Annotated in this window: 23 protein-coding genes and 4 tRNA genes; 14 read left to right on the forward strand and 13 right to left on the reverse strand. The window is 67.3% G+C overall.

Annotated elements, in window-relative coordinates:
• Positions 1 to 94 precede the first annotated feature (94 nt).
• A complete protein-coding gene (locus tag ACIBH2_RS26345) occupies positions 95 to 2,503 on the forward strand; it encodes a glycerol-3-phosphate 1-O-acyltransferase (protein WP_397122093.1) in 2,409 nt (802 codons plus the stop codon).
• Entirely contained in the window at positions 2,500 to 4,059 is a 1,560-nt protein-coding gene (locus ACIBH2_RS26350; RefSeq protein ID WP_397122095.1) for an HAD-IB family hydrolase, read from the forward strand. Before ACIBH2_RS26345 ends, ACIBH2_RS26350 begins: the two co-directional genes overlap by 4 nt.
• A 267-nt stretch (positions 4,060 to 4,326) precedes the next feature.
• Here the strand turns inward: ACIBH2_RS26350 and ACIBH2_RS26355 are convergent, their stop codons facing one another.
• The 6 genes from ACIBH2_RS26355 to ACIBH2_RS26380 form a co-directional block, all read right to left on the reverse strand.
• A complete protein-coding gene (locus ACIBH2_RS26355; protein ID WP_397123026.1) occupies positions 4,327 to 5,028 on the reverse strand; it encodes a polyprenol monophosphomannose synthase in 702 nt (233 codons plus the stop codon).
• A gap of 162 nt (positions 5,029 to 5,190) precedes the next feature.
• Complete coding sequence (locus tag ACIBH2_RS26360) at positions 5,191 to 5,364, reverse strand: hypothetical protein (protein ID WP_397122097.1); 174 nt, start codon at positions 5,362 to 5,364, stop codon at positions 5,191 to 5,193.
• 101 nt (positions 5,365 to 5,465) lie between these two features.
• Positions 5,466 to 5,539: transfer RNA gene (locus ACIBH2_RS26365), tRNA-Phe, on the reverse strand.
• 35 nt (positions 5,540 to 5,574) lie between these two features.
• Positions 5,575 to 5,648 (reverse strand) — tRNA-Asp (locus tag ACIBH2_RS26370).
• A 33-nt stretch (positions 5,649 to 5,681) separates the two neighbouring features.
• A tRNA-Glu gene (locus tag ACIBH2_RS26375) sits at positions 5,682 to 5,757 on the reverse strand.
• Between the two features lie 92 nt (positions 5,758 to 5,849).
• Positions 5,850 to 6,515 carry a TetR family transcriptional regulator gene (locus ACIBH2_RS26380; RefSeq protein ID WP_397122099.1) on the reverse strand — a complete coding sequence of 222 codons (666 nt, stop codon included), beginning with the start codon at positions 6,513 to 6,515 and terminating at the stop codon, positions 5,850 to 5,852.
• Between the two features lie 1,147 nt (positions 6,516 to 7,662).
• On the opposite strand from ACIBH2_RS26380, the gene ACIBH2_RS26385 reads away from it, so the two are divergent.
• From ACIBH2_RS26385 to phoU, 6 genes are all read left to right on the forward strand, one after another.
• Positions 7,663 to 7,735: transfer RNA gene (locus ACIBH2_RS26385), tRNA-Lys, on the forward strand.
• 136 nt (positions 7,736 to 7,871) lie between these two features.
• The gene (locus ACIBH2_RS26390; protein ID WP_397122101.1) at positions 7,872 to 8,465 is read left to right on the forward strand and encodes a DUF937 domain-containing protein; all 594 of its coding nucleotides are present in this window, start codon (positions 7,872 to 7,874) and stop codon (positions 8,463 to 8,465) included.
• Between the two features lie 203 nt (positions 8,466 to 8,668).
• Positions 8,669 to 9,640: an acyl-ACP desaturase gene (locus ACIBH2_RS26395; protein WP_397122103.1), complete on the forward strand. Its 972-nt coding sequence runs from the start codon at positions 8,669 to 8,671 to the stop codon at positions 9,638 to 9,640.
• A gap of 141 nt (positions 9,641 to 9,781) precedes the next feature.
• Positions 9,782 to 10,936 (forward strand): tRNA dihydrouridine synthase DusB, encoded by a 1,155-nt coding sequence (dusB, locus tag ACIBH2_RS26400; RefSeq protein ID WP_397122105.1) that lies wholly within the window; start codon positions 9,782 to 9,784, stop codon positions 10,934 to 10,936.
• A gap of 108 nt (positions 10,937 to 11,044) precedes the next feature.
• Positions 11,045 to 13,378 (forward strand): LCP family protein, encoded by a 2,334-nt coding sequence (locus ACIBH2_RS26405; protein ID WP_397122107.1) that lies wholly within the window; start codon positions 11,045 to 11,047, stop codon positions 13,376 to 13,378.
• Positions 13,379 to 13,479: 101 nt separating this feature from the next.
• The gene (gene phoU, locus ACIBH2_RS26410; protein WP_397122109.1) at positions 13,480 to 14,151 is read left to right on the forward strand and encodes a phosphate signaling complex protein PhoU; all 672 of its coding nucleotides are present in this window, start codon (positions 13,480 to 13,482) and stop codon (positions 14,149 to 14,151) included.
• An 80-nt stretch (positions 14,152 to 14,231) separates the two neighbouring features.
• Here the strand turns inward: phoU and ACIBH2_RS26415 are convergent, their stop codons facing one another.
• The 7 genes from ACIBH2_RS26415 to ACIBH2_RS26445 all read right to left on the reverse strand — a co-directional run bounded on the left by ACIBH2_RS26415 (position 14,232) and on the right by ACIBH2_RS26445 (position 22,037).
• Positions 14,232 to 15,887: an MFS transporter gene (locus tag ACIBH2_RS26415; RefSeq protein ID WP_397122111.1), complete on the reverse strand. Its 1,656-nt coding sequence runs from the start codon at positions 15,885 to 15,887 to the stop codon at positions 14,232 to 14,234.
• A 199-nt stretch (positions 15,888 to 16,086) separates the two neighbouring features.
• Positions 16,087 to 16,863: a phosphate ABC transporter ATP-binding protein PstB gene (pstB, locus tag ACIBH2_RS26420; RefSeq protein WP_397122113.1), complete on the reverse strand. Its 777-nt coding sequence runs from the start codon at positions 16,861 to 16,863 to the stop codon at positions 16,087 to 16,089.
• Positions 16,864 to 16,882: 19 nt separating this feature from the next.
• On the reverse strand, positions 16,883 to 17,788 hold the full coding sequence (gene pstA, locus ACIBH2_RS26425; protein ID WP_397122115.1) for a phosphate ABC transporter permease PstA: 906 nt from the start codon (positions 17,786 to 17,788) through the stop codon (positions 16,883 to 16,885).
• Positions 17,785 to 18,690, reverse strand: a complete 906-nt coding sequence (pstC, locus tag ACIBH2_RS26430; RefSeq protein ID WP_397123028.1) for a phosphate ABC transporter permease subunit PstC — start codon at positions 18,688 to 18,690, stop codon at positions 17,785 to 17,787. Before pstC ends, pstA begins: the two co-directional genes overlap by 4 nt.
• A gap of 160 nt (positions 18,691 to 18,850) precedes the next feature.
• Positions 18,851 to 19,963: a phosphate ABC transporter substrate-binding protein PstS gene (gene pstS / locus ACIBH2_RS26435; protein ID WP_397122117.1), complete on the reverse strand. Its 1,113-nt coding sequence runs from the start codon at positions 19,961 to 19,963 to the stop codon at positions 18,851 to 18,853.
• A gap of 292 nt (positions 19,964 to 20,255) precedes the next feature.
• Positions 20,256 to 21,200, reverse strand: coding sequence for a mycothiol synthase (gene mshD / locus ACIBH2_RS26440; RefSeq protein ID WP_397122119.1), 945 nt, complete (start codon positions 21,198 to 21,200; stop codon positions 20,256 to 20,258).
• A gap of 81 nt (positions 21,201 to 21,281) precedes the next feature.
• A complete protein-coding gene (locus ACIBH2_RS26445; protein ID WP_397122121.1) occupies positions 21,282 to 22,037 on the reverse strand; it encodes a winged-helix domain-containing protein in 756 nt (251 codons plus the stop codon).
• Positions 22,038 to 22,311: 274 nt separating this feature from the next.
• Here ACIBH2_RS26445 and ACIBH2_RS26450 point away from each other — a divergent pair, with 274 nt between their 5' ends.
• The 6 genes from ACIBH2_RS26450 (at position 22,312) to ACIBH2_RS26475 (ending at position 26,461) form a co-directional block, all read left to right on the forward strand.
• A complete protein-coding gene (locus ACIBH2_RS26450; protein WP_397122123.1) occupies positions 22,312 to 23,136 on the forward strand; it encodes an LmeA family phospholipid-binding protein in 825 nt (274 codons plus the stop codon).
• Complete coding sequence (locus ACIBH2_RS26455; protein ID WP_397122125.1) at positions 23,133 to 23,600, forward strand: thioredoxin family protein; 468 nt, start codon at positions 23,133 to 23,135, stop codon at positions 23,598 to 23,600. Before ACIBH2_RS26450 ends, ACIBH2_RS26455 begins: the two co-directional genes overlap by 4 nt.
• 258 nt (positions 23,601 to 23,858) lie before the next feature.
• Positions 23,859 to 24,371 (forward strand): DUF4395 domain-containing protein, encoded by a 513-nt coding sequence (locus tag ACIBH2_RS26460; protein ID WP_397122127.1) that lies wholly within the window; start codon positions 23,859 to 23,861, stop codon positions 24,369 to 24,371.
• A 27-nt stretch (positions 24,372 to 24,398) separates the two neighbouring features.
• Positions 24,399 to 25,232 (forward strand): sulfurtransferase, encoded by an 834-nt coding sequence (locus tag ACIBH2_RS26465; protein ID WP_397122129.1) that lies wholly within the window; start codon positions 24,399 to 24,401, stop codon positions 25,230 to 25,232.
• Between the two features lie 6 nt (positions 25,233 to 25,238).
• Positions 25,239 to 25,544 (forward strand): DUF1416 domain-containing protein, encoded by a 306-nt coding sequence (locus ACIBH2_RS26470; protein ID WP_397122131.1) that lies wholly within the window; start codon positions 25,239 to 25,241, stop codon positions 25,542 to 25,544.
• 221 nt (positions 25,545 to 25,765) lie between these two features.
• Positions 25,766 to 26,461 carry an FABP family protein gene (locus tag ACIBH2_RS26475; RefSeq protein WP_397122133.1) on the forward strand — a complete coding sequence of 232 codons (696 nt, stop codon included), beginning with the start codon at positions 25,766 to 25,768 and terminating at the stop codon, positions 26,459 to 26,461.
• Positions 26,462 to 26,735 lie beyond the last annotated feature (274 nt).

Below are 26,735 nucleotides of genomic sequence, written 5' to 3' on the forward strand. Positions count from 1 at the left end.
CGCAAGTCGGCGTGGCGAATCGACCGACCCACCGCCTCGACGCCACGGTTTCCGCTTGAATGGAGAACGCCAATACGCGCGGGAGGGATCACACATGATCGACCACGACAGCCGGGTACCCACGGCCACCACCACCCCGCGCTCCGTGGTGGCCCTGGTGGAGTCCGCCACCCGCGTCGAACGCGAACTCGTCGGCAACTGGCTCGCCGAGGGCGGCATCACCCAGGAGTTCGGCACCGACGCACCCGTCACCCAGATCGACCTCGACCCCGCCGCCATTGCCGCGCGACTGGTCGACCGGCGCGACGATCCGCTCGTGGTGCCGGTGCGCGTGCTCTGGCTGCCGCCGGAGCGAGACGGCGTGCGGCGCACCACCTTCACCGATCTGGTGACGCTCAGCAACCCCCGCAAACCCAATCGGCTCATGCAGCGGCGGCTCGTCGACAAGGCTCCCGACCGGCACCTGGTGCTCACCGGCCAGCCCGCGCGGCTGAGTGAACTGCGCGCCAACAATCCCGGTGCCGTCGGCGCGCCGGAGGCCTTCGCGCGCGCCATCGTGCGCGCGGGCATCGTGGCGCTCGAACGCGCCGAGCGCGCGGTGATCGGCGACCGGTACAAGGTGCCGAGGCTGGTCGCCGAGGAGATTCTGGACTCACCCGAATTCCTGCGCCGCCTCGGCGATATCGCCGCCGAGATCGGCAGTTCGCCGCGCGAGGTGCACCGGCGCGCGGAGAAGGCGCTGCGCGAACTCGTCGCGGCGCAGAGCCGACTCGTCTCCGATCTGTTCACCCAGGCCATGCGGCCCATCCACGCCTCCACTTGGAAAGTCGACGGCGATCCGAACGGCTTCGAGCGGCTGCGCTCGCTCAACCGCCGCTATCCCCTGGTCTTCCTACCCTCGCACCGCTCCTATGTGGACGCCTTCGTGCTCGGAGATGTGCTGGCCCGCAACGACTTCCCACCCAATCACGTGATCGGAGGCGCGAATCTGGGCTTCTGGCCGATGGGGCCGATCGCGCGGCGCACCGGAACCGTGTTCATTCGCCGCAGTTTCGGCGACGACGAGGTGTACAAAGCCGTCGTCGAGGAGTACTTCGCCTATCTGCTGGCCAAGCGATTCAATCTGGAGTGGTATTTCGAGGGCGGGCGCACCCGCACCGGAAAGCTGCGGCCGCCGCGCTACGGATTGCTGAATTATCTTGCGGCGGCGCTGCGTTCGGCCCGCGTGGACGATGTGATGCTGGTACCGGTCTCGATCACCTACGAGCGGCTCAACGAGATCGGCGCGATCGCCGACGAACAGACCGGCGGTAAGAAGCAGCCCGAGGGGCTGGCGTGGCTGGCGCGCTACGTACGCAATCAACAGCACTCCGCCGGGCACGTGTATGTGCGCTTCGGGGAACCGATTTCGGCGCGCGACCGGCTCGGCACCTATGGCGATCCGCTGGTGACACGCGACTCCGGAGCGGGCGGCAATCCGGGCGTCGCGCGGACCGAGACGGACGGGGAAGACGCTGTCGCGGAACAGGAACGGCGGGCGGTGCAGCGGCTGGCCTTCGATATCGCCGTCGGCATCAACGACGTCACGCCGATCACCGTCAACGCGCTGACCACCCTGGTCCTGCTCGGCGTGCACGAACGCGCCCTCACCCGGGCGGAATTGCGGGCCGCCATCGCGCCGGTGCTCGGCTACATCGAGCACCGCGATCTACCGCGCGGTGAAGTGGAAACGCTGCGCGACGATCACGGGCTCGCGGTGGTATTGGAGCAACTCGCCATTGCCAAGGTGGTCACCGTGTATCGCGGTGGGCTGCAACCGGTTTACTCCATCGGCGCGGGCGCGCACCTCGAAGCCGCGTTCTACCGCAATAGCGCGGTGCACTGGTTCGTGAATCGCGCCATTCTCGAATTGGCCATTCTCACCGCCGTCGAAGCACCCGAAGGAGATCAATTGCGGGTCGGCTGGGAAGCCGCCTATCGACTGCGCGACTTGCTCAAATTCGAATTCTTCTTCCCCGAGCGCACCGAATTCACCACCCAGCTCACCGCCGAAATGCTGCTGGTGGATTCGGAATGGCACCGCCGCACCGCCGCCGGGACCGTGGGCTCGGAAATCCTGGCCCAGCTCGCCGGTTCCGGATTCATGATGGCGCACCGCGTGGTGCGGTCGTTCTTCGACGCGCAACTGGTGGTGGCGGAGCGGTTGGCCGCCCTCGATCCCACCGCCGAGATCGATCGCAAGGCGTTCACCGACGAATGCCTCAATGTGGGTCGCCAGATGCTGCTGCAACAGCGGCTGCACAGTCCGGAGTCGGTCTCCTCGGAGCTGTTCACCAGCGCCTTGAAACTCGCCGACAATCACGGGCTGTTAGCCCCCGACCCCGACGATCCGGCCGAACTGGCCGCGCGCCGAGCGCGATTCGCCGGGGAGCTGCGGGCCATCGGGGCGCGAATCTCGCGGGCCGCCACGCTGGACCCGTCCAATCGGATGGAGCTGCTGTGAGCGCGCCGAAGGAGGCGCATCTACGGCAGCGGGTGCGCCCGCGCGGCCGCCGACCGGGTGCGGGCATCACCGAACAGCCCGCGCGGGCCATCACCCTCGACGACGCGGTGGCGGCCATTCGGTCCGGTCCGCGCGGACCCGGTATCGGGGCGATCTTCGATTTCGGCGGGACCGTCGTCCACGGGTTCACACCGCCCTCGCTGACCCGGCGGGCCTTGCGCCGCAACAACCGGCGCACCGCCGTCACCGCCGGGCTGCTCGGCAGTATTCGGGGCGCGCGCAGCGAGGGCGAGTACGAACGGTTCCTCCAGCACGCCATGCACACGTGGGCCGGAATGCCGGAGGCCGAACTCGACGAGCTGGGCGCGAAACTGTTCCAGCGCACCGTGTACGGGCACCTCTACCCGGAGGCGTGGCGGCTGGTGCGCGAGCACGAGGCGGCCGGGCACACGGTGGTGCTGGTGAGTTCGCTCACGCGCTTCCAGGTGCGGCCCGCCGCCGAGGAGTTGGGGATCGGGCACGTGCTGTGCACCGCCATGGCCACCCACGACGGTGTGCTCACCGGACATGTCGAGGGAAAGCCGCTGTGGCGCAATGGCAAAGCCGACGCGGTGCGCCGGTTCGCCATCGCCAACGGCATCGATCTGGGGCAGAGCTGGGTGTACGCCGACAGCGCGGCGGATCTGCCGCTGCTCCAGGCGGGCGGGCGGCCGGTCGCGGTGAACCCGGACCCGCGCACGGTGCTGGCGGCCACCGAAAAGGATTGGCCGGTGCTGCATTTCCGGCCGCGCACGACCGCCAAGCCCATCGACTACCTGCGCACCGTGGTGGGGTTGTCGGCGCTGGTCGGCGGCGCGCTGTTCGGGGTCGCCGCCAAGGCGCACACGAAACAGCGGCGGCAGATGGCGGATTCGCTGCTGAACCACGCCGCGGACTCCACGCTGCGCGGTACCGGCGTGCGGGTGCGCGTGGTCGGCGCGGAACACGCCCGCTCACCGCGGCCCGCGGTCTTCCTGTTCAACCACCAGAGTCAGTTCGACATGGTGGTGGTGACGGAGGTGCTCGGCGGCGGCATCACCGGCATCGCCAAGAAGGAGATCACCCGCAACCCCGTCTTCGGCCCCCTCATGCGCTTCGTCGAGGTGACCTTCATAGACCGCGCCGACACCAAGGCCGCCAAAGCCGCCCTCGCCCCCGTAGTCGAAACCCTCCGAGGCGGCCTCTCCATAGTCATAGCCCCCGAAGGCACCCGCTCCCTCACCCCCCGCATAGGCCCCTTCAAGAAGGGCGCCTTCCACATAGCCATCCAAGCGAACGTCCCGATAATCCCGGTAGTCATCCGCAACGCGGGCGAAATAGCCTGGCGCAACTCGGCGATCGTCCGCAAAGGCGTCGTCGACGTGGCGGTCCTCCCACCCATCGACGTCTCGACCTGGAACCCCGCCGACATGGACGCCGACATCGAGCGGGTACGCCAACTCTTCATCGACACCCTGCTCAACTGGCCCACCGAGAACGACGCCATCGGCCCGGAAGATTCGGAGCCGCAGCCCTGAGAGCCACACGATCTCAACAGCAGATGGTTCCAGCGCGGCGGTAGGCCCGGTGAGCCCACACCGCTTCGGCAGCCGATAGTTCCGGCGGGGCGAAGACCCGGGGAGCCCACACCACTTCAGCCGCAGGCAGTTCCCGCAGGGCGGTAGGCGGAGCCCCCAACACCTCGGCATCAAGAGGTTCCGGCAGGGCGGTAGGACCGGGAGCCCACGCCGCTTCGGCACCAGGGGGTTCGGGGGCGAAGCCCCTGAGAGTTCCCGAGAGTTGGGTTACACCTGGCGGCCGAAGAGGAGTTTCCACGGCATGGCGGCGGACTCCAGCTGCACCTTGAGGCTCATCTTGGACGCGCCCTTGGTGCGCTCCTCGAAGCGGATCGGCACCTCGGCGATGGTGAAGCCCTTCTTGACCGTGCGGTAGTTCATCTCCACCTGGAACGAGTAGCCGTTCGACTTGATCGAGGCCACGTCGATGGCGCGCAGCGTATCCGCCTTCCACGCCTTGAATCCCGCGGTCGCGTCCTTGACCCCGAGCCGCAGAATCATGTTCACGTAGAAGTTGGCCCAGGCCGAGAGCGCCTTGCGGTACCACTTCCACTCCTCGGCGGTGGAACCGCCGGGCACATAACGGGATCCGAGCACCACACCCGCGTCGGTGGTCGCCAACTTCTCCAGCATGGCCGGAATCACCTCGGCCGGATGCGACAGATCGGCGTCCATCTGGATCACCACGTCCGCGCCCTCGTCGAGCGCCTTGGTGATGCCCGCGATGTAGGCGCGCCCCAGCCCGTCCTTCTCGGTACGGTGCAGTACGCCCACCATGTTGGGAAGGTCCACGGCCAGCTTGTCGGCCACCTCGCCGGTGCCGTCGGGCGAATTGTCGTCCACCACCAGAACATGCAGATCGGGCACCTGTAGCGCGGTCAGCCGCTCCACCGCCACCGGGAGGTTCTCCCGCTCGTTGTAGGTCGGCACCACCACGGTCACCTTCAAGGCTCGCCCTCCCGCTCGATTCCGGCCCGTACGCGCGCCTTTCGCACGGGCGGGCACCCTCAGTTCTGCTCCGGAAACCCTAGTCGATTCACCTGAGGACGACGTGAGCGCACCGCACCAAGCGCTACACCGGGTCGCGCCCGCTCAGTCGTCGCGGCGATCCGCGGCCTCGTTGCGGGCCTTCGCGATCTCCAAAGCCCTTTCGGCCGTTGCCTTGTCCGGATAGGGCCCCATCCGCTCCCCCACCCAATGCTGCTTACCCTGCTCGGCCCGATGGTGCTTCAGGCAGTAGTACCACTGATCATCCGACTCAGCCATGCCTCCAGCATCCCACCAAGATCGAGAACTGGTCGGTGGAACACAGACCGTCAAAGACAAAAAAGCGGTGCACACCGAGTGTGCACCGCTCTTCCACAACGTGGCCAAGGCCGGGATCGAACCGGCGACCTTCCGCTTTTCAGGCGGACGCTCGTACCAACTGAGCTACCTGGCCGAAGGCACCCGTATCGAATGCCGAGCTTTGTCTTGCGACCCTGACGGGACTCGAACCCGCGACCTCCGCCGTGACAGGGCGGCGCGCTAACCAACTGCGCCACAGGGCCTTGCTCTGCTCCTCCCAGTGATGTTGCCATCGCTGGTACCCCCTACGGGATTCGAACCCGCGCTACCGCCTTGAAAGGGCGGCGTCCTAGGCCGCTAGACGAAGGGGGCCCGCCGGATCTCTCCGGACCGTTTGCTCAACGGCTTCCGTTGGGAGCGGAGATAGCTTATGACAGCCTCCGGGTTATTCCCAAATCTGCTGGTCAGAGTCCCAAATTGAGATCCTCCAACCGGGCCGCGACCCGCCAGCCGACGCGACGGAACTCCTCGGACCACTCGGGGGTGGCCATGGCGTCGATCACCACTTCGAGCGCCTCCCCGAATCGGGAACGCAGATCGGTGGGACCGCCGAGCACATCGGTGATGTACCGCTGTCCGGCCAGGGCGGCCGCCAGCGTCCGGGTGAAGCGATCCGGATCGGAGTCCGGCCGCAACTGCTTGTGCTCGATGGCCCGCACCGCGAGCAGCCGGATCGCGCGGCCCAGTATGCGCCCGCCTCCAGCCTGGATATCCCGATAGAACTCCGGCTCGATGATGAGCCGGAACTCCGCCTGGATGATGATGTCGTTCTCCAGTCGGAGCGCGATCTCGTCGACCATCCCGTGCAGAATGTCGAGCGGGCCGAGATCGCTTCGGGTGAGCCATCTTTCGGTCGATGCGCGGTAGCGGTCGACGGCCGCTTCCAAGACCGCGCGGGCCAGATCCTCCTTGGAGTCGAAGTGGAAGTACATTGCGCCCTTGGTAGCGCGGGAACCTTCCAATATGCGGTTGAGCGATGCAGCGGCATAGCCGCTCTTCCCGAACTCAACGGCGGCGGACCTGATGATCGCCGCGCGTGTCCGGCGGGCCCGCTCTTGCTGCCGTGCCATGCTCGAAACGCCTCCGAAGCTAGCTAACCGCCGTTTGAGCCATTCTCCACGATGAGAACGCCCGCCCGGCGCAAAGTTACGTGTCTTTCAAATACTTCAGAACGGGCTTCAGCCCGAATTACCAAACTTTTGGTACGAAAAAGCGCGAAAAACTTGAAACACACCAACTGGTATAGTTTTTCCGCCCGGGTGCGCCGCAGGGGGTGCGCACCCGGGCGTTCACGTCGTCTGGATCCGCCTCCCGCTGCCTCTCTTCTGGAGCCGCGATCGGCCAGACCGGTCGCGACACGTTCGGGCACATCAACGATAAGCCGAATCCCGTGCCGCCGGGGCAATCCCGGTTCTTCGGGAATTCACCAGTCGGTCACCGTACCCGGAAAGCGCACTCCGCGTGGTGTGTACCGGAAAGTCAGTTAGCCAGAACGCCCCCTATCTCATTCCGCAATTCCGCAGCAACCGGTTGGGCGATTGGTCTGAAACGACGAATTCGCCCTTATCCCACGGACGTTCGACGCATCCGCGAGCGACGCCGCGACCGCCCCCGTGCGAGCCGCATCGCCACCGGCGCGCCGCCGCCCGCCCGGCGTCGCCCCCGCCCGGTTCCCACACCCCCCACCAAAAACATTGTCAGACATCACGATTGGATGATATTCGTACGCGCCCGGATCGAAACGAACTGGGTGTCAACACGATTGCGCGAGATCGATTCCGCCGCAGCCCAACCCCCGCGCACCACGCGCCGATCCGGCCCACCGCCCTGGAAATCGACGGCCGAACCCCCACGGCGGGCGCGCCCGACCGCGCATCGAGAAGGTGCGTTGCGGCGCGTCGCGATCCAGTCGGGTTACCCGCGCAGGGGATCGAACCGCCCGCCCCCAGACCGGCGAACCCAACCTCGCGACCCCATCCCGACGATCGATTTGGCCGAGCCCGCTCGCCGCCGCGTTCGCTCCGGCGTCGCCCGCGCGGTCGCGCACATCCGCGAGCGCGCTCCGCGCTCATCCCCGACGGACCGACCCCACCGCCCCGACACGACCGACCCCATCACCCCCTCAACGACCATGACCTGCACAAACATCCGCGTCTAACCACCGACCGGATACTCGGTTAACACTTCCTGGCCGGGCACATTAAACTGGCCTCCCGCGCCCCTATAGCTCAGTTGGTAGAGCTACGGACTTTTAATCCGCAGGTCCCAGGTTCGAGCCCTGGTGGGGGCACCCGCGTGGGCGGCGGATCGGAACATACCTCCCGGTCCGCCGCCACACCCGCGAATTCGTGGCAACCTCCCCTGTTTTCGCCTACTGTGACCTTGATAGGGCATATCCCGGGATTCTCGAAAATGAGGCGGACCTCATGACTTCCTTCGATGACCTGCTCTCCCAAGTTCCCGTCTCGCAGATCGCCACCAAACTCGGCGTGGACGAAGCGACCGCGAACACCGCCATCAAGGCCGCCATCCCAGTTCTGTTGGGCGGCTTGCAGGCAAAGGCCAGCAACCCCGAAGCCGCCGCGGCGATCGAGGGCGAGATCGCCAAACAGCCCGACGATCTGCTCGACGGCGGGGTCGATATCGAGCAGGTCGATGTCGCGGGCGGGCACCAGATCGTCGACCAGACCTTCGGCACCGAGAAGAACACCGTCATCAACGCGCTCGGCGATGTCGGCGGCGCCGGAAACGATTTGATGGGCAAGTTGATGCCCATGCTGGCCCCGATCGTGCTGGCCTACCTCGGCAAGAAGGTCATGGGCGGCACCGGCACCGGCACGGCGGCGCAATCGGGCGCAGGTGGACTCGGCGACATTCTGGGTAGCCTGCTGGGTGGAGCCACCGGAGGTTCCGGTAACGCGAGCGGCGGCCTGGGCGGTGTCCTGGGCGATGCCCTCGGTAAGAACGCAGGCAATGTCCTCGGCAATGTGCTGGGCGGGCTACTCGGCGGCAAGAAGTGAAAGTCGGCTGTAGCTAACGAATTACGGCCCACGACGATGGAGAACAGGTCGTGGGTCGTGCGCCTTATGACATCCATCACGGTGTCCGCAATGGGGTGTTCGTGCGTTTCGCATCACACCTACGGTGCCGTAAGGTATGGGCGCGGCGGCATGGCCTGCGAGGGAACCAGCGAGCAAGTTCGCACGACACGAAGGGCGCATACATGGCAAGGGATCTGACTCAACTCGAGTTGCTGTCGGAGTTGGAGCCGGTTGCCGAGGAGAACGTCAACCGTCACCTCTCACTGGCGAAGGAATGGCATCCGCACGACTACGTGCCGTGGGACGAGGGCCGCAACTTCGCCGCCATGGGTGGCGAGGACTGGGATCCGTCGCAGTCGAGGTTGAACGAGGTCGCCAAGGCCGCGATGATCACCAACCTCCTCACCGAGGACAACCTCCCCTCCTACCACCGCGAAATCGCCGAGAACTTCTCTCAGGACGGCGCCTGGGGCACCTGGGTCGGGCGCTGGACCGCTGAGGAGAACCGGCACGGCATCGTGATGCGTGACTACCTGGTGGTCACCCGCGGCGTCGACCCCGTCGCGCTCGAAGAGGCGCGCATGATCCACATGACCAACGGCTTCGCCTCCCCCACCGAGGAGGACGCGGGCTTCCTGCACTCGGTCGCGTACGTGACCTTCCAGGAGCTGGCCACCCGCGTGAGCCACCGCAACACCGGCAAGGTGTGCGAGGACCCGATCGCCGATCGCATGCTCCAGCGCATCGCCGCCGACGAGAACCTGCACATGATCTTCTACCGGAACATGTGCGGCGCGGCCCTGGACCTCTCGCCCGACCAGGCGCTCGACGCCATCACCCTGATCCTGGAGAACTTCCAGATGCCGGGCGCGGGTATGCCGAACTTCCGCCGCAATGGCGTGCTGATGGCCAAGCACGGCATCTACGACCTGCGCCAGCACCTCGAAGAGGTGGTCAACCCGGTGCTCAAGAAGTGGAAGATCTTCGAGCGCACCGACTTCACCGCCCGCGGCGAGCAGACCCGCGAACGCCTGGGCCTGTTCCTGGAGAAGCTCGCCAAGGACGTCGAGAAGTTCGAGGAGCAGCGCGACCGCATGCTCGCCCGCGAGGCCGCCAAGCGCGACAAGCAGCTCGCCGCCGCCGGGATCAGCTGACCCCACAACCTCGACGATCGGCCCGGCCGCGCACCACGCGGCCGGGCCGACTGTCGATTCGCGACAGCCGCAAAACGATCACGGCCACCCGCCCCCGCGGGTGTGTGGCCGAGCCCACCCCACACCTGATGAGACACTGACATGGTGACGACGTCCCTGGAAACCGCGGCGAGCACCTTGCGGATCGGCCCCTACCCGGTCGATCCGCCGGTCGTGCTGGCCCCGATGGCCGGTATCACCAACGTCGCCTTCCGCACCCTGTGCCGGGAGTTCGGCAGCGCCACCTCGATCTACGTATGCGAGATGATCACCGCCCGCGCGGTGGTGGAACGCAATGAGAAGACGCTGCACATGATGTCGTTCGGGCCCGACGAGAGCCCGCGCTCCATGCAGCTCTACGGCGTCGACCCGAAGACCCTCGGCGAGGCCGTGCGCATCATCGTCGGCGAGGGCTGGGCCGACCACATCGACCTCAACCTCGGCTGCCCGGTTCCCAAGGTGACCCGGCTCGGCGGCGGTGCGGCCCTGCCGTACAAGCGCGAACTGTTCCGGGCGATCGTGCGCGAGATGGTCGGCGCGGCCGCGCCCGCCGGGGTGCCGATCACGGTGAAATTCCGCATCGGCATCGACGACGACCACATCACGTACCTGGATACCGGGCGCATCGCGGAGGCGGAGGGCGCGGCGGCCGTCGCGCTGCACGCGCGCACCGCCGCGCAGCGGTATTCGGGCGAGGCCGACTGGAGCGCCATCGCGCGGCTCAAGGAAGCCGTCACCACGATTCCGGTGCTCGGCAACGGCGACATCTTCAGCGCGGACGACGCGGTGACCATGATGGCCCAGACCGGTTGCGACGGCGTCGTGGTCGGGCGCGGCTGCCTGGGCCGCCCCTGGCTGTTCGCCGAACTCGAGGCCGCGCTGCGCGGCCAGCCGGTACCCGCCGGACCGAATCTCGGCAAGGTCGGCGAAATCCTGTACCGGCACGCGTCGCTGCTCGCCGATCACGACGGCGAGGACAAGGGCATGCGGGATCTGCGCAAGCACATGGCCTGGTACCTCATGGGCTTCCCGGTCGGCTCCGATCTGCGTCGCAAATTCGCGACCGTCGGCAGCCTGAACGAACTCGAGGATCTGATCGGTCAGCTCGATCCGACCGCGCCCTTCCCCAAGGACGCCGAGGGTCCGCGCGGCAGACAGGGCTCGCCCGGCAAGGTCGCGCTACCGCACGGCTGGCTCGACAATCCGGACGACTGCGCGGTGCCGACCGCCGCCGATGTCATGCACAGTGGCGGCTGAGATCCGGCATAAACGCAGCTGAGACCGGCCGGTTCTCCGTTCGAGTGGTTCGTTGTGGCGAAATCGTTATCATGGCCTCGGTATCGCAGAGCAAAGTGAGGTTCGTTGGTGGGTGACGATCGGTACGGGCGAACGCCACGGCCCGGAGGTCGCGCCCCGTGGGAGCGCTACCCCGCGGACGAGGCGGCACAGCCGCGCGGACGGCGGTCCCGGCACACCGACGAGGCCGCCGGTGGTTCCGCGCCCATCTCGGTGCAGGACCTCGTCGAGCGCGTCGACAGCGAGCGCAAGACGCGGCGACGCCGCCGCGCGGAACCAGAACCCGCCTACGAACCCGAGGAGCCCAGCGCCTCGGGCCGGATTCCCCGCGATCCCGGCGGCACCGGGGCGCGGCCGCCGGTACCGCCGACCCCGGATGCCATGGGCTCCGGTCGAATTCGGCGCAATCCACCGGAAGCCGCGGGCCCCAACGGCTCCCACGGCGTGGAGGCCACCGGTTCGCACCGCACCCCACCCGCCGACGCGGGTTCGCGCCGCACCGTGCCCGCCGACGCGACCGGCTCGCGCCGGGCGGTTCCCAACGACAGCACCGGTTCTCGCCGCACCGTGCCCGGCGACGCCACCGGCGCGCGGCGCGCGGTGCCCCCGGAGGCCACCGGCGCGCGGCCGACCGTACCGACGGCTCCCTCCGGCACGAACGGCGCGAAACGCGCGGGCCTACCGCATATCTCGGCCGCCATGCGACGCGGCGGCTCCGATCCGGTGGGCGATCCGGTCACCGAGGAACTGCCGACCATCACCCCGCCGGTCGCGGATTCGCACCCCGACGAGGAGCCGCGCGCGGTCGCCGCGGTCGCCTCGCCCGCGGACTACCCGACCACCGCCCTGCCCAAATCCGTTGGCCGCAAGCCACTGTCGCGGCTGGCGGCCAACCGGCAGCGGCGCAACAAGCGCATGCGGCTGGCCGGGCGCTCCACCGCGGCCGTCGTCGCGGTGATCGCGCTGCTGGTCACCGGCGGCGGCTGGAGTTACCTGAAGGCCAAGGACAATGGGTTCACCCAGGTGTCGGCGCTGGACGAGAACTCCGGCGATATCGTCGACGCCAACGCCCAGTACGGTGACGAGACCTTCCTGATCGTCGGCACCGACACCCGCGCGGGCGTGAACTCCGATCTGGGCGCGGGCACCATCGACGACGCCGAGGGCGCGCGCGCCGACACCGTCATGCTGGTCAATATCCCGGAGAAGCGGGATCGTGTTGTGGCCGTGTCCTTCCCGCGTGACCTCGATGTGTCGCGCCCGGTCTGCGAGGGCTGGGACAACGAGAAGGCCGCCTACAGCGGAGAGTCGTTCCCCGCGGCCATCGGCGACAAGCTCAATGCGGTGTACGCGCTCGGCGGCCCCAAGTGCCTGACCAAGGTCGTGCAGAAGATGACCGGTCTCAAGGTCAACCACTTCGTCGGCATCGACTTCGCGGGCTTCGAGACCATGGTCGACACCATCGGCGGCGTCGAGGTGTGCAACACCAAGCCACTGGTGGACGAGGTGCTCGGCACCGTGCTCACCTCCACGGGCAAGCAGATCGTCAACGGCTCCACGGCGCTGGACTATGTGCGCGCCCGGCACGTCGTCGGCGAGGAGCGCAGCGACTACGACCGGATCAACCGCCAACAGCGGTTCCTGTCGTCGCTGCTGCGCGGCGCGCTGTCGAGCAAGGTGCTGTTCGATCTGGGCAAGCTCAACGGCTTCATCAATGCCTTCGCCCAGCACTCGTTCATGGACAATGTGAGCACCAAAGACCTGCTGACACTGGGCCGTTCGCTGCAGAAGGTGGACGCCGGGGCCATCACCTTCCTGACCATTCCCACCGCGGGCACCACCTCCTACGGCAACGAGATTCCGCGCGACTCGGATATCAAGGCCATCTTCCAGGCCGTGATCGACGATCAGCCGCTGCCGGGCGAGAAGAAGCCCACCACCGACGATCCGACGAGCACCACCGAAGCGCCGCCGACCAAGCCCAAGCTGACCGCCGTCGACCCGAGCATGGTGTCGCTGCAGGTGTCCAACGGCTCCGGCACGCCCGGCGTCGCCGCCACCGCCGCGACCAAGTTCTCCAATCAGGGCTTCCAGATCTACAGCACCGGCAACTACTCCGAGGGCACCTCGACCAGTACCAAGGTCCGCTACTCCAGCGGGCACGAGGCCGCGGCGGCCACGGTCGCCTCGTCCATTCCGGGCGCGTCGCTGGAGGAGACCAGCGGGCTCGGCAGCATTGTCGAAGTGGTGCTGGGCAGCAACTTCTCCGGGACGGTGAAGGCCCCGACCGAATTCGGCGAGGTACTGCCGGACGCGCCGATCAGCACCGGCGGCTCCGCGGCCCCGGTCACACTCCCCTCCGACCTGGAGCATCTGAACGCGGCGGACGACACCTGCAAGTAGTGGCCCACGCCACCTGCGGCGACGGATACGTGATCACCCGGCACCAACGGTTCACCGACCGTTGGTGACTTGGTCAGCGGGGACTACTAGTGTCTTGACTCATGCGTGTCATCTACAACGAACAAATGGCCGAGCTGGCCGACCTGCTGGGCGGCATGGCCGGTCTGGCGGGCGATGCGATGGAGCGCGCGACCAAGTCGCTGCTCGACGCCGACCTCGAGTTGGCCGAGCAGGTGATCACCGAGTACGACCGGATCGCCGAGATGATCACGCTGGCCGAGGAGAAGGCCTTCGCGCTGCTCGCCCTGCAGGCCCCCGTCGCGGGTGATCTGCGTCAGGTGGTGAGCGCCATCCAGATCGTCGCCGACGTGAACCGGATGGGCGCGCTGGCCCTGCACGTCGCCAAGATGACCCGCCGCCGCTTCCCGAACCACGCGGTGCCGGAGGCGGTCAACACCTACTTCGCCGAGATGGGCCGCATCGCGGTCAAGATGGGCGCGGCGGCCAAGGAGGTGCTCGAGACCCGTGATCCCGAGCGCGCCGCCAAGCTCAACGAAGACGACGAGGCGATGGACGATCTGCGCAAGCATCTGTTCACGCTCATCATGGACCGGGAGTGGGAGCACGGCGTCCCGGCCGCGGTCGACGTGGCGCTGCTGGGCCGCTACTACGAGCGCTTCGCCGACCACGCCGTGGAGATCGGCCGCCGCGTGGTGTTCCTGGTGACCGGTGTGCTGCCGCCGGATCCGGATGCGGAGAAGGAATCGCTCTGAGGGATTCCCGCTGACACGATGACAAGGCAATCCGGCACCCGCTCGCACGGGTGCCGGAGTCGTTTGGGCCTGGAACAGCTTCAGTCCGTGGCGCTTTCGGCCGTGACCTTCTCCTCCGTAGCCTTCTCGTCGTCGCCCTTGCGCCAGCCGAGCAGCAGCGACTGCCCCTCTTCGCGCCGCCACGGCAGCGCGATCGCCACCACGACGGCGGCCACGACGAGGGTGCCGACGGCGACCATCGAGGCGGTGTGCGAGCCCGCCAGCGCCGCCACCTTCATGTCGTAGACGAGGTTGTCGCGGGCCTTCTCGAACAGCGGGTTGATGGGGGCCTTCATGATCTCCAGCACGCTGATGGGCGTATTGCTGGCCAGGTCCTTCTGCTGGGCGTTCATGATGGTGTCGGGCACGCCCGCGATCTTGGCACTCACCCGGTCGCTGTAGATGGAGCTCATGATCGAGCCGAGCAGCGCCACCCCGAGCGCGCCGCCGACCTCGCGGGTGGTGTCGTTGACCGCCGAGCCCGCGCCCGCCTCCTCCAGCGACACCGAGCCCATGATGGATTCGGTCGCCGGACCCTGCACCACCGCGAAGCCGATGCCCATCAGCACCATGGAGACGAGAACCGGTCCGAGATAAGGGGTTTCGACCGTCGTCTGCCCCGCGATGTACATGGCCACCGCGAGAATCAGCACACCGCTCACGATCACCGCCGTGGTGCCGACCCGCTGCGCCAGCAGCGTCGCCGCCGGAGCCGCGATACCCACCGCCAGCGCGAAAGGCAGTGAGTGGATGCCGAATTCGAGCGGGCTGAGCTCCTTGACCCCCTGGAAGTACTGGGTGATCAGGAACAGGAAGCCGAAGGCGCAGAAGTAGGAGACGGTAATCGCCATGGCGGGCACCGCGAATCGGCGAATCCGGAACAGCCGCATATTCAGCACCGGCGTCGCCACCCGCAGCTCCCACGCCACGAAGGCGGCCAAAGCCACTGCCGCGCCGAGGTATCCGAGCAGGCTGGCGGTGGAGAGCCACCCGTGTTTGGGCGCTTCGATGATCGACCACACCAGCAGCGTCACACCCGCCAGCGAGAGCACGATGCCGATGCGGTCGAGCCGGTCGACATGGGCCGCACGCGATTCCGGTGTGGTCAGCCAGACCGCGGCGATGGCGATCACCGCCACCGGCACATTGATCCAGAACACCGAATGCCAGGTGAAGTGCTCGAGCAGCCAGCCGCCCACGGTCGGGCCGATGGCGATCGCTATGCCCGCCATGGCCGTCCACACCGCGATGGCGGCGGCGCGCTCGCGCGCGGTGGTGAAGATATTGGTCAGCAGCGCGAGCGTGGCCGGGAAGACCATGGCCGCGAAGATGCCCATACCGGCGCGTGCCGCGATCACCTGGCCCAGGCCGCTGGAGAGCGCACCGGCGGCCGACATGGCGGCCACACCGGCCAGGCCCCAGAGCAGGAAGCGCCGCCGCCCGTAGCGGTCACCCAGGTGCCCCATGGCCAGCAGCAGGCCGGAGAAGGCGAGGGTGAAGGCATCCACGATCCACTGGAGTCCGGCCATATCGGCCTGCAACTGCACCGCCATCGAGGGCAGGGCCACATTCACGAGCGTGTTGTCGAGCACCACCAGCAGTTCGGCGAGGCAGATGGCGATGAGCGCCGCTACCTTCCCCCGTCCCGACACGGTGGTGCGCGCTTCGGACTGCCGAATCCGCGTTGATACCGCCATCCTCCGCCTCCTAGGTATAACGATCGGTTTAGTTACCCAGGACACTAACTGTTACCGACAGTTGCACACAATGCGCGGAGCAGGCATATGACGTGACTAACGAACTTCGGTGCGACGTGACGCATATCACGTCCACTTGGTGTGGAGACAACTGCGCCCCCGGCCCAATGGACCGGGGGCGCGAGATCCCAGGGTGGGTCTATCCGAAGCGACCCGAGATGTAGTCCTCCGTGGCCTTCTGCGACGGGTTCGAGAAGATCTTCTCGGTCTCGTCGATCTCGACCAGCTTGCCGGGCTTGCCCTGCGCTTCGAGGTTGAAGAACGCCGTCTGGTCACTCACACGCGCGGCCTGCTGCATGTTGTGGGTGACGATGACGATGGTGAACTCCTTCTTCAGCTCGGCGATGAGATCCTCGATCGCGAGCGTGGAGATGGGGTCCAGGGCCGAACACGGCTCGTCCATGAGCAGCACGTCGGGCGAGACCGCGATGGCGCGGGCGATGCAGAGGCGCTGCTGCTGACCGCCCGAGAGCCCGCCGCCGGGCTTGTCGAGCCGGTCCTTGACCTCGTTCCAGAGGTTCGCGCCGCGCAGCGAGCGCTCGGCGACCTCGTCGAGCTCCTTCTTGTTGCGCACGCCCTGCAGCTTCAGCCCCGCCACCACATTGTCGCGAATGGACATGGTGGGGAACGGGTTCGGGCGCTGGAACACCATGCCGATGGTGCGGCGCACGCCCACCGGGTCCACGGTCGCGCCGTAGATGTCCTCGCCGTCCAGCAGCACCGCGCCCTCGACGCGCGCGTCCGGGGTCTCCTCGTGCATGCGGTTGAGCGAGCGCAGCACGGTGGACTTGCCGCAGCCCGACGGTCCGATGAACGCGGTCACGCTGCGCGGCAGGACGGTCAGCTGCACATCGGCCACGGCGTGGAACTTGCCGTAGTAGATGTTCAGGTCTTTGATGTCGATCCGCTTGGCCATCAGTCGATTCCGTTCGCTTCTATCGGTTCCGCATGAGCAGCTTGTTCACCGCACCGGCCGCGATGTAGAGCAGCGCGATGATCAGGATCAGGGTCAGCGCCGCACCCCAGACCCGCAGGCGGCCAGCGGGTTCCGGGTTGGCCAGCTCCTGGTAGATCATCAGCGGCAGCGAGGCCATATTGCCGTCGGTGATATTGAAGTTGATGGACTTGCTGTAGCCGACCAGCACCAGCACCGGCGCGGTCTCGCCCATCACTCGGGCCAGCGACAGCAGGATGCCGGAGATCATGCCCGGCAGCGCGGTCGGAACCACGATGCGCGCGATGGTTTTCCACTTCGGCACGCCCAATGCGTAAGAGGCTTCCCGCAATTCGTCGGGTACCAGCTTGAGCATCTCCTCGGTACTGCGCACCACCACGGGCAGCATCAACAGCACCAGGGCCAGCGAGACCGCCAGCGCGCTCTGCGGGAAGCCCAGCGTGGCGATCCACAGCGCGAAGATGAACAGCGCCGCGACGATGGAGGGCACGCCCGCGAGAATGTCGACCATGAAGGTGGTGGTCTTGGCCAGCCAGCCGCGGCCGTACTCGACCAGGTAGATGGCGGCCATGATGCCCAGCGGCACCGCGAGCACCGCGGCGATGAGCGTCTGCACGATGGTGCCGTAGATGGCGTGGTACGCACCGCCGTTCTTCGACTCCGGCAGCACGCCCTTCTGCGACTTGAGCCACCAGTCCGCCGAGACGATGGCCTCGGCGCCGTTCTTCACGACGGTGAACAGCACCCACACCAGCGGAATCAGCGCGATGGCGAAGCACAGCCACACCAGTCCGGTGGCGAGATTGTTGCGCACTTTGCGCCCGGTGCTGAGCCGATGGAAGGTCGGCGCCTTGACCGGCTTGTCGAATTCGATCGTGGCGGTCATGCGTTCACCTTCCCACCGGCGGCCAGACGGGCCAGCGCGTTCACGACGAAGGTCAGGGCGAACAGCACGAAACCGGCCGCGATGTACGCGCCGGTCGGCAGCGCCTCGCTGAATTCGGCCGCCGCCGAAGCGATCTTGGAGGCGAAGGTGTAGCCGCCGTCGAACAGCGACCAGCTGCCCGCCTGCGCGGAGGTGCGCAGCACGATGAGGACCGCGATGGTCTCACCGAGTGCGCGACCGAGGCCGAGCATGGAACCCGCGATCATGCCGGAGCGGCCGTAGGGCAGCACGGTCATGCGCACGACTTCCCATTTGGTCGCGCCCAGCGCCTGCGCCGCCTCGACGTGGGCGCGCGGGGTCAGGCTGAAGACCTCACGGCTCACCGAGGTGATGATCGGCAGGATCATGACCGCGAGCACGATGCCCGCGGTGAAGATGGTGCCGCCACCGCCGATGGTCACATTGCCGTCGGCGAACAGGAAGAACCAGCCGAGGTTGTCGTTGAGGGCTTGCTGGAAGGGCTCCAGGTGCGGGGCGAGCACCAGGAAGCCCCACAGGCCGAACACGATGGAGGGCACCGCCGCCAGCAGATCCACCAGACTCGAGAACGGCCGGGCCAGAGCCTTCGGCGCGTACTGGGTCAGGCACAGCGCGATACCCACACCGATCGGCACCGCGATGATCAGCGCGAACACCGAGCTCAGCACCGTGACCATGAACAGGTCGCGAATGCCGAACTGGAGGTGATCGGCGTCGCGGACGTCGAACTGGGTGCTGGTGAAGAAGTTCGCGTCATTCGCCATGACCGAGGGCACGGCGCGGATGAGCAGGAACAACGCGATCAGCGCGATAGCGCCGACAATGGTCGCCCCGGCCGCCGTCGCCAGCGATCGGAAGATCATCTCCGCCCGCTGATTGTGGCCTCGGGACCGAGATTCCGGTCCGGTCGTCTTGGTGGACATGTGCGCAGTATCTCCGCCCGCCCGCGGGCCGGTCGAATCCGACTGGCCCGCGGTGGTCACTTCATCGTGCACGGTCATGGTTGTGCGATCAGGTCGTCGTTCAGGAGATCGCGTTGATCGCGGTGGTCAGCTTGGTCTTGAACGCGTCCGGGATCGGGATGTATCCGGCTTCGTCCAGGCCCGTCTGACCATTGTTGATCGCCGAGAGCATGAATGCCTTGACCGCCTTGGCCGTGTCGGCATCGCTGTACTTCGAGCACACCACCTCGTAGGTCGGCAGGATGATCGGGTACGCGCCCGCGGCGGTCGGCTTGTAGAACGAGGAGGTGTCGAGGATCAGGTCGTTGCCCTCACCCACGATCTTCACGCTCGCGATGGCCTTACCGGCGGATTCGGTGGTCAGCTCGACCGGCTTGGGGTCGTTGGAGCTGTCGGCGGTCAGGATCCGCGCCACGGACAGGTTCTGCGCCTTGGCGAACGCCCACTCGTTGTAGGTGATCGAGAACTTGGTGTTCTTGACCGCGGCCGAGGAGCCCTCGTTGCCCTTGGCACCCTCGCCGACGCCACCGTTGAAGGTCTTGCCAGCGCCCTTGCCCCACGCGCCGTTGGAGGCGGCGTCCAGGTACAGCTGGAAGTTGTCGGTGGTGCCCGACTCGTCCGAGCGGAAGACCACATTGATCTTCTCGGCCGGGAGCGCGGCGTTGGAGTTCAGCGCCTTGATGGCCGGGTCGTCCCACTGGGTGATGGTGCCGTTGAAGACCTTGGCGGCGGTAGCGCCGTCGAGGACCAGATCGGTCACGCCGGGGATGTTGTAGGTGATGGCGATGGGGCCGAAGACGGTCGGCAGGTTCCACGCCGGAGCGCCGCAGCGCTCGGCGGCCTTGGTGGGCTCGTCCTTCTTCAGCGGGGAGTCGGTGCCGCCGATATCGGTCTGGCCGCCGATGAACTCCTTGACGCCCGCGCCGGAGCCGCTCGAGGTGTAGTCGAGGCTCTGACCGTCGCAGTTGGTCTGGTAGGCCGTGACGAAGCGGTCCATGGCGTTCTTCTGCGCGGACGAACCGCTGGCCTTCAGATTCGGCTTGCCGCCGCAGTTCACATCGACCTTGGCCACATCGCCGTTGCCGCCGGTGTTGTCATCGCTGCCACAGGCGGCGAGGGGCATGGCCACCGCGGCCAGCACACCGATCAGAGCGCTAGTGCGCTTGAGATTCACCTGTTCCTCCGGGAATCGACGTCTTGCACGACCGACCCCTCAACGGCCGGACGGGCGCGAATTGGTGGCTGTTCGCTGCGAACCCGCGCACCGGGCGAACTGTTGCCGCCCAGAAGCAAGGTAAGGGCGGCACGTAGACAGTTGGACCTGGGCAGGTGAACGGAAGGTGAACAACCCTCAGCGATTGCCGCTGACGGGTGTGACATTAGCCGCAGCGTTGCCGCTGAGCCGTTTGCCACGGGGTGACTCGTGCGCGCGTCGCGTGACCGATTCTACTTCCGGAGACCGTCGGCTATGACGCGGGTCGAGCCTCCGAGTAGGCCGCGTCCACATGAGCGGGCGCGAAGCCGAGGCGGGTGTAGGTGTGCACCGCGGCGGTGTTGTCGGCCTCGGTGTAGAGCAGCACCTCGCCGAGACCGCGGTCGCGCAGGTAGCGCAGCCCGGCCAGGGTGAGCAGGCGGCCGAGGCCGCGGCCCTGCGCCTGCGGGTCGATACCGACCACGTAGACCTCACCGACCGGCGGGTTCTCGTCGAGATGCACCTTGGTCCAATGGAATCCGAGAACGCGATCCGGGTCGGCCGCGTCGGTGGCGATGAACAGGCCCGCGGGGTCGAACCAGGATTCGTCGCGGCGCACGGCGATATCGCGCTCGGTCCAGCCGCCCTGTTCGGGGTGCCAGGCGAAGGCCGCGTTGTTGACGCGCAGGATCTCGGCGTCGTCGGCCGGTCCGGCGTAGGTGCGCAGCGCAATGCCCTCCGGCACCGAAAGTTCCGGTAGCTCCGAATTAACGAGAGATCGACGCATCTGCCACAGCTCGCGCGCGACGGTTAGCTTCAGGCGCTGGGCGACGGCCTTCGCGGCGGGCAGATCACCGTGCGCCCAGACCCGCGCGCCCGGCCCACCGGCCGCGAGCGCGGCGTGCACCAAGCCCGCGCCGATGCCCTGCCCGCGCCGTTCGGGGTCGACGGCGACCTCGGCCATGGCCGGATGTTCCCCGTGCGCGGGAACGAGATTCGCGTATCCGACCACCACACCGTCGGCGGCGGCGATCAGATGCCGCGCCGGAGATTCGGCGCTCAGCGACAGCACCGCCTGTTCGGAGACGGGTGCGACACCGTCCACGGCGGCGGCCCGTTCCAGCACCTCGCGCACCTGCCGGGCCGTGTCCTCGGGTACCCGGTCGAGCCAGGTCGCCCGGTCGTCCTCGGTGCGGAATCCTTCGCCCACCTGGTTCACGTATCCCTCCGAATCACCCGGCGCGCGGTGCGCGGCGGTGCGACTGTTCGTCCTCGGTGCGGCGCTATCGGTGCGCGGCGGTCACTGCAACGTGCCGTTGACGGGGGCGTATTCCTCATCGGCGCTCTCGGCGTCCGGGAAGCTCACCGCATCGCCCTTGCCTGCGCTGCGTGCCGGGCGCACCGCCTTGTAGCCGACGTTGCGCACGGTGCCGATGAGCGATTCGTATTCGCTGCCGAGCTTGGCGCGTAGTCGTCGCACGTGCACGTCGACGGTGCGGGTGCCGCCGAAGAAGTCGTAGCCCCAGACCTCCTGCAGCAGCTGCGCGCGGGTGAAGACCCGTCCGGCGTGCTGTGCGAGGTACTTGAGCAGTTCGAATTCCTTGTAGGTGAGGTCGAGCGGGCGGCCCCGCAGGCGCGCGGTGTAGGTGCCCTCGTCGATCACCAACTCACCGAGGGTGATCTTGCCGGTGTTCTCCGGACTGGCGGCCCCGCCATTGCGGGCGACCAGCAGCCGCAGGCGCGCATCGAGTTCGGCGGGTCCGGTGCCGGGCAGCAGGATGTCGTCCAGCCCCCAATCGGCGTTCACCGCGACCAGGCCGCCCTCGGTCAATACCGCCACGACCGGCACCGACGAACCGGTGCTGCCCAGCAACCTGCACAGTCCACGCGCCGCGGCCAGGTCGGTGCGGGCATCCACCAGTGCGACATCGGCCGAACCGGCCTCCAACAGCGACGCCACCTCGGTCGGCGCGGGTCGCACATGGTGTGGCAGCAGCGCCAGCGACGGCAACACCGCCTCCGGATTGGGATCGGAGGTCAGCAGGAGCAGCTCCATGGGGGCTCTCCTCCCATCTGGCATGTGCGCGGCAACCTCGTCGTCGGCCACGACCTCATGCGCGTCATCACAGGTAAGTCGCGTCATACATTAGCGCGTAAGTCTCGGGGACCACGTATACCGGGCAGCGCATATCACTCCGGCTACACCCAAGATCACATCGATCGACGCCGCCGCATCGCCGCGCGCTCCTTTCTATATGTGGGCGCGCCCGCACCGGCGGCGGCTGGCCGCGAGGCGGCTCTCGCTCGCGGCACCCGTTAGGGTGCAGGGCATGAGGTTCCGCAGGGTGATCATCGGGCTGCTCTGCCTGGCAGGGCTGGCGGTGGTGCTGGACTTCGGAGCGGCCGCCTACTCCGAGTACCGGGTGTCGCGCATGTTGCGCGAAGGCTCGGATCTGAGTGCGGATCCCGAGGTCACCTTTCACGGGTTCCCCTTCGTGGCGCAGGCGCTGAACGGCACGTTCGAGGATGTCGACATTCGGGCGCGGGCCATGCGGCCCGATATTCCGGGCGAGATCATGGTCGAGGCGAGCCTGGACGGTATGCGGCTGTCGATGTCGGATCTGGTCGACGGCAATGTGAGCACGGTGCCGGTGGACACCGTCGAGGCGCGTATGCGCATCGAGCCGACCGAGCTGGGACGGCTGTTCAAGATTCCGGATCTCCAGGTCTTCGGCCCGCCCGCGGACAAGTCGGACGGCTCCGGCGGCTCGGGCGGCACGGGTCTGACCACCACCGGGCCGATCGTCCTGACCGGCACCGTCCCGCCGCGCACCACCGACAGCGTCACCGGGGCCAACGCCACCAAGGGCCAACTGGTGAGCGTCCTCGCCGACCTGCGCCTGGACGCCGAGGGGCAGATCCAGATCGTGGCCATCGACCTGTACCGCGGCCAGGAGAACACGGCCATCCCGGCCGCCGTCCTGCCGGAGCTGCCGCGCGAGCAGGTGCTGGCCTGGTTCACCCGCACCATCGACACCCGCGACCTGCCCTTCGGCGTGCGCCCGGCCAAGGTCGAGGCCGTCGGCGGGCAGATCATGGTGGAGGGCCGCGGCAAGAACGTCACCATCGACCTGGACCGGTTGCAGCAGCCATGATCGAGGCGGCCGTCCTCGTGCTGGCCGTGGCCGCCGCGGTGGTCATCGGAATCCTGGTGCGCCGCAACGAGGGTCGGGTCCGCACCGTGACTCCCGCCCGAACCGACGATGCGACGGACGGCTCCGCGAGCCGCGCCGAACTCCTGGCCGCCGCCGGGCTCGTTCCGAATCGGCCTGCCGTACTGCACTTCTCGGCCGACTGGTGTGGCCCCTGCGCCGCGGTCCGGCGGGTGGTGGCGGCCGTGGTCGCCGAATTCGCCGACGCCCCAGCGGTTCCGCTCGATATCGAGGTCGACATCGACGCCGACCCGGCCTTGGCCAAGGAGCTCTCGGTGCTGTCCCTGCCGACCACGTTCGTCTTCGACGCGGCGGGTGTCGAGCGCTTCCGTATCTCCGGGGTTCCCAAGGCCGCCGGTCTTCGCACCGCCTTGACCCCGCTAACCAGGCCGAATGCCGCGGAGTGACCAGCATTACGGACCCCGCGTCCAATTTCCCCGAAAAACCGGGTAAACTCCAACCCGTGCAATCCAACCGCGAGCTGATGCTCACCCGACGCCGCACGGTAGACCTGTGCCGCCTCGGTGGTTGTTGCTGCCTGTGCCGCTAGCCGGTCGGCCTTTCGAATCTTTCTGTCGCCGACCGGATTTGTCCGCCGTACGTGAGATCCCCTGTGATTTCCGGCGATCTGGCCAACTGAAATCCCTCAGCGCAGGAGCTCGAACATGTCGCACAGTAATCCCCCCAACGTCCAACCGGTCGGTACGCGAATACCTTCCGGTCAGGTAGACGTCCGCGGACCCCGGTTCGCCGCCTGGCTCACCACCGGCGTGCTGGTCCTGGTACTGATTCTCGCCGCCTTCTCCGCCACCGCGGCCGCCGTTGTACTGGCCGCGCAGGCCGTGGTCTTCGCGCTCGGCGCGTGGCAGGGTCCGTCCCGCAGCCCCTACGGGCTGGTCTACAAGAACCTGGTGCTGCCCCGCATCGGTCCGGCCCCCGAGCTGGAACCCGTTGCGCCACTGCGGTTCGCCCAACTGGTGGGCCTGATCTTCGCCGTGCTCGGCGTACTCGGGTTCGCCTCCGCCAACTCCGTCGCCGGTGCGGTATTCACCGGCTTTGCGCTGTTCGCGGCGTTCCTGAACGCCGCGTTCGGCATCTGCCTGGGCTGCAAGCTCTACCCCATCGTCACGCGGATTCTTCCGAAAGCCGTGCCGAGCAACACCAATCCCACCGCCTGACCCCGGCAAATCATCGAAAGGAACAACATGGCTCGCTCCGATGTCCTGGTCTCCGCTGACTGGGTCGAAGAGAACCTCAACGCCCCGGGCGTGGTCATCGTCGAGGTCGACGAGGACACCTCCGCCTACGACACGGGCCACATCGAAGGTGCCGTCAAGATCGACTGGAAGGAAGACCTCCAGGATCACGTCCGTCGTGATTTCGTGAACCGGGAGCAGTTCTCCGACCTGCTGTCCGCCCGCGGTATCTCCAACGACGACACCGTGGTGCTCTACGGCGGCAACAACAACTGGTTCGCCGCCTACGCCTACTGGTACTTCAAGCTCTACGGCCACCAGGACGTGAAGCTGCTCGACGGCGGCCGCAAGAAGTGGGAGCTCGACGGCCGTCCGCTCTCGCGCGATGCCGTGAGCCGCCCGGCCACCAGCTACAAGGCCGGTGAGCAGGACCTGAGCATCCGCGCGTTCCGTGACGAGGTCATCGCCGCCATCGGCACCAAGAACCTGGTCGACGTGCGTTCCCCCGATGAGTTCTCGGGCAAGATCCTGGCCCCCGCGCACCTGCCGCAGGAGCAGTCGCAGCGTCCGGGCCACGTGCCCTCGGCCATCAACGTGCCGTGGTCCAAGGCCGCGAACGAGGACGGCACCTTCAAGTCCGACGAGGAACTGGCCACCCTGTACAAGGAGGCCGGTCTCGACGGTGAGAAGGAGACCATCGCCTACTGCCGTATCGGCGAGCGCTCCTCGCACACCTGGTTCGTGCTGCAGGAGCTGCTGGGCCACAAGAACGTCAAGAACTACGACGGGAGCTGGACCGAGTACGGCTCCCTCGTCGGTGCACCGATCGAGTTGGGAGCGTAAGAGAACATGTGTGCAGCACCTACCCAGGGTCAGGCAATCCCCGCCGGAGTCGACGTGGAGAAGGAGACGGTCATCACCGGTCGCGTGCTGACCGCTGACGGCCAGACCGTCGGTGGCGCGTTCGTGCGCCTGCTCGACGGCAATGGCGATTTCACCGCCGAGGTCGTGGCGTCGGGCACCGGTGACTTCCGTTTCTTCGCCGCTCCGGGCGCGTGGACCGTGCGGGCGCTCTCGTCGTCCGGCAATGGTTCCGCCGAGGTGAAGCCGGAAGGCGCGGGCATCCACAGCGTGGACGTCCAGGTCGCCAAGTAAGGCGGAAATCCGTCGGGGACGCGGTCCTCGACACCTCACCTCGAGGGTGTGGACATGGATACGGCCCCGGGAATCGTTTTCCCGGGGCCGTTTTCGCGCCCGGAATCTTCTGCTACTAGACTCCGGATCGTGGTTCTTGCCTTCGAGATTTTGCTGGTTCTCGTCTCCGTACTGATCGCGTGGTTCGGTCTGTACGTCCTCTACCGGCTGTTCACCGAGTCGTGAGCGAGTCGGCGAGCGAGAACTCCGACAACGGCGTTCTCAATGGATCGTCGCCGGATTCCACCGCTGCGCGCCGCAGCGGTGATCAAGCCGTGGCCGAGGCCGCCGAGAAGGCGAAATCGACCGGCGGGCTGAACGTTCCCTCGCTGCCCGGTCTCCCGCTGCCCGAGGACACCGCCAATCTGCGCCAGGGTCCCGATCTGAGCTCCTCCATGCTCGCGCTGCTGCCGCTGGTCGGCGTGTGGCGCGGTGAGGGCGAGGGCCACGATCCGGAGCACGGCACGGACTACCGGTTCGGGCAGCAGATCATCGTCTCGCACGACGGCGGTGACTATCTCACCTGGGAGTCGCGCTCCTGGGTGATCTCCGAGGACGGCTCCTACGGTGGGCCGGACCTGCGCGAGAGCGGCTTCTGGCGGGTCGGCATCGACGGTGACGACGAGGTGCTGGAGCTGCTGCTCACCCACTCCTCGGGCATCGTGGAGCTCTTCTACGGCCAGGCCCTGACCCAGTCGTCCTGGGAACTCGCGACCGATGTGGTCATTCGCAGCCAGTCCGGCATCGTGGTCGGCGGCGCGAAGCGGCTGTACGGGATCGTCGAGGGCGGCGACCTCGGCTATGTCGAGGAGCGCATTGCCGCGGACGGCGCACTGGAGCCGCGTCTGTCGGCGAGGTTGCAGCGCTACATCGGCTGATCTGATTCTTTTCCGGGCCCGGGGGCCGTACCTACTGAAATAGGTACGGCCCCCGAGTCATTTCCGCGGATGCAACTTCTACGCGGATTCCGATCAGGACGGATCGGAGACTCGGGGGCCGGGTGACTGCCTGGGATTCGCTGGGCGCTTCGCGCGAAACGGAATCCGCTGCAGCGGTAGCGCCTAGCTGGCAGCCACCTCACGCGTCCTAGAAATAACCATTTCTCGAACCACCTCCTTTCCCGTGTACAGACGAACTTAGTGGGGGTTCGCG

Source organism: Nocardia sp. NPDC050406 (genome assembly GCF_044459025.1).
Classification (GTDB): domain Bacteria; phylum Actinomycetota; class Actinomycetes; order Mycobacteriales; family Mycobacteriaceae; genus Nocardia.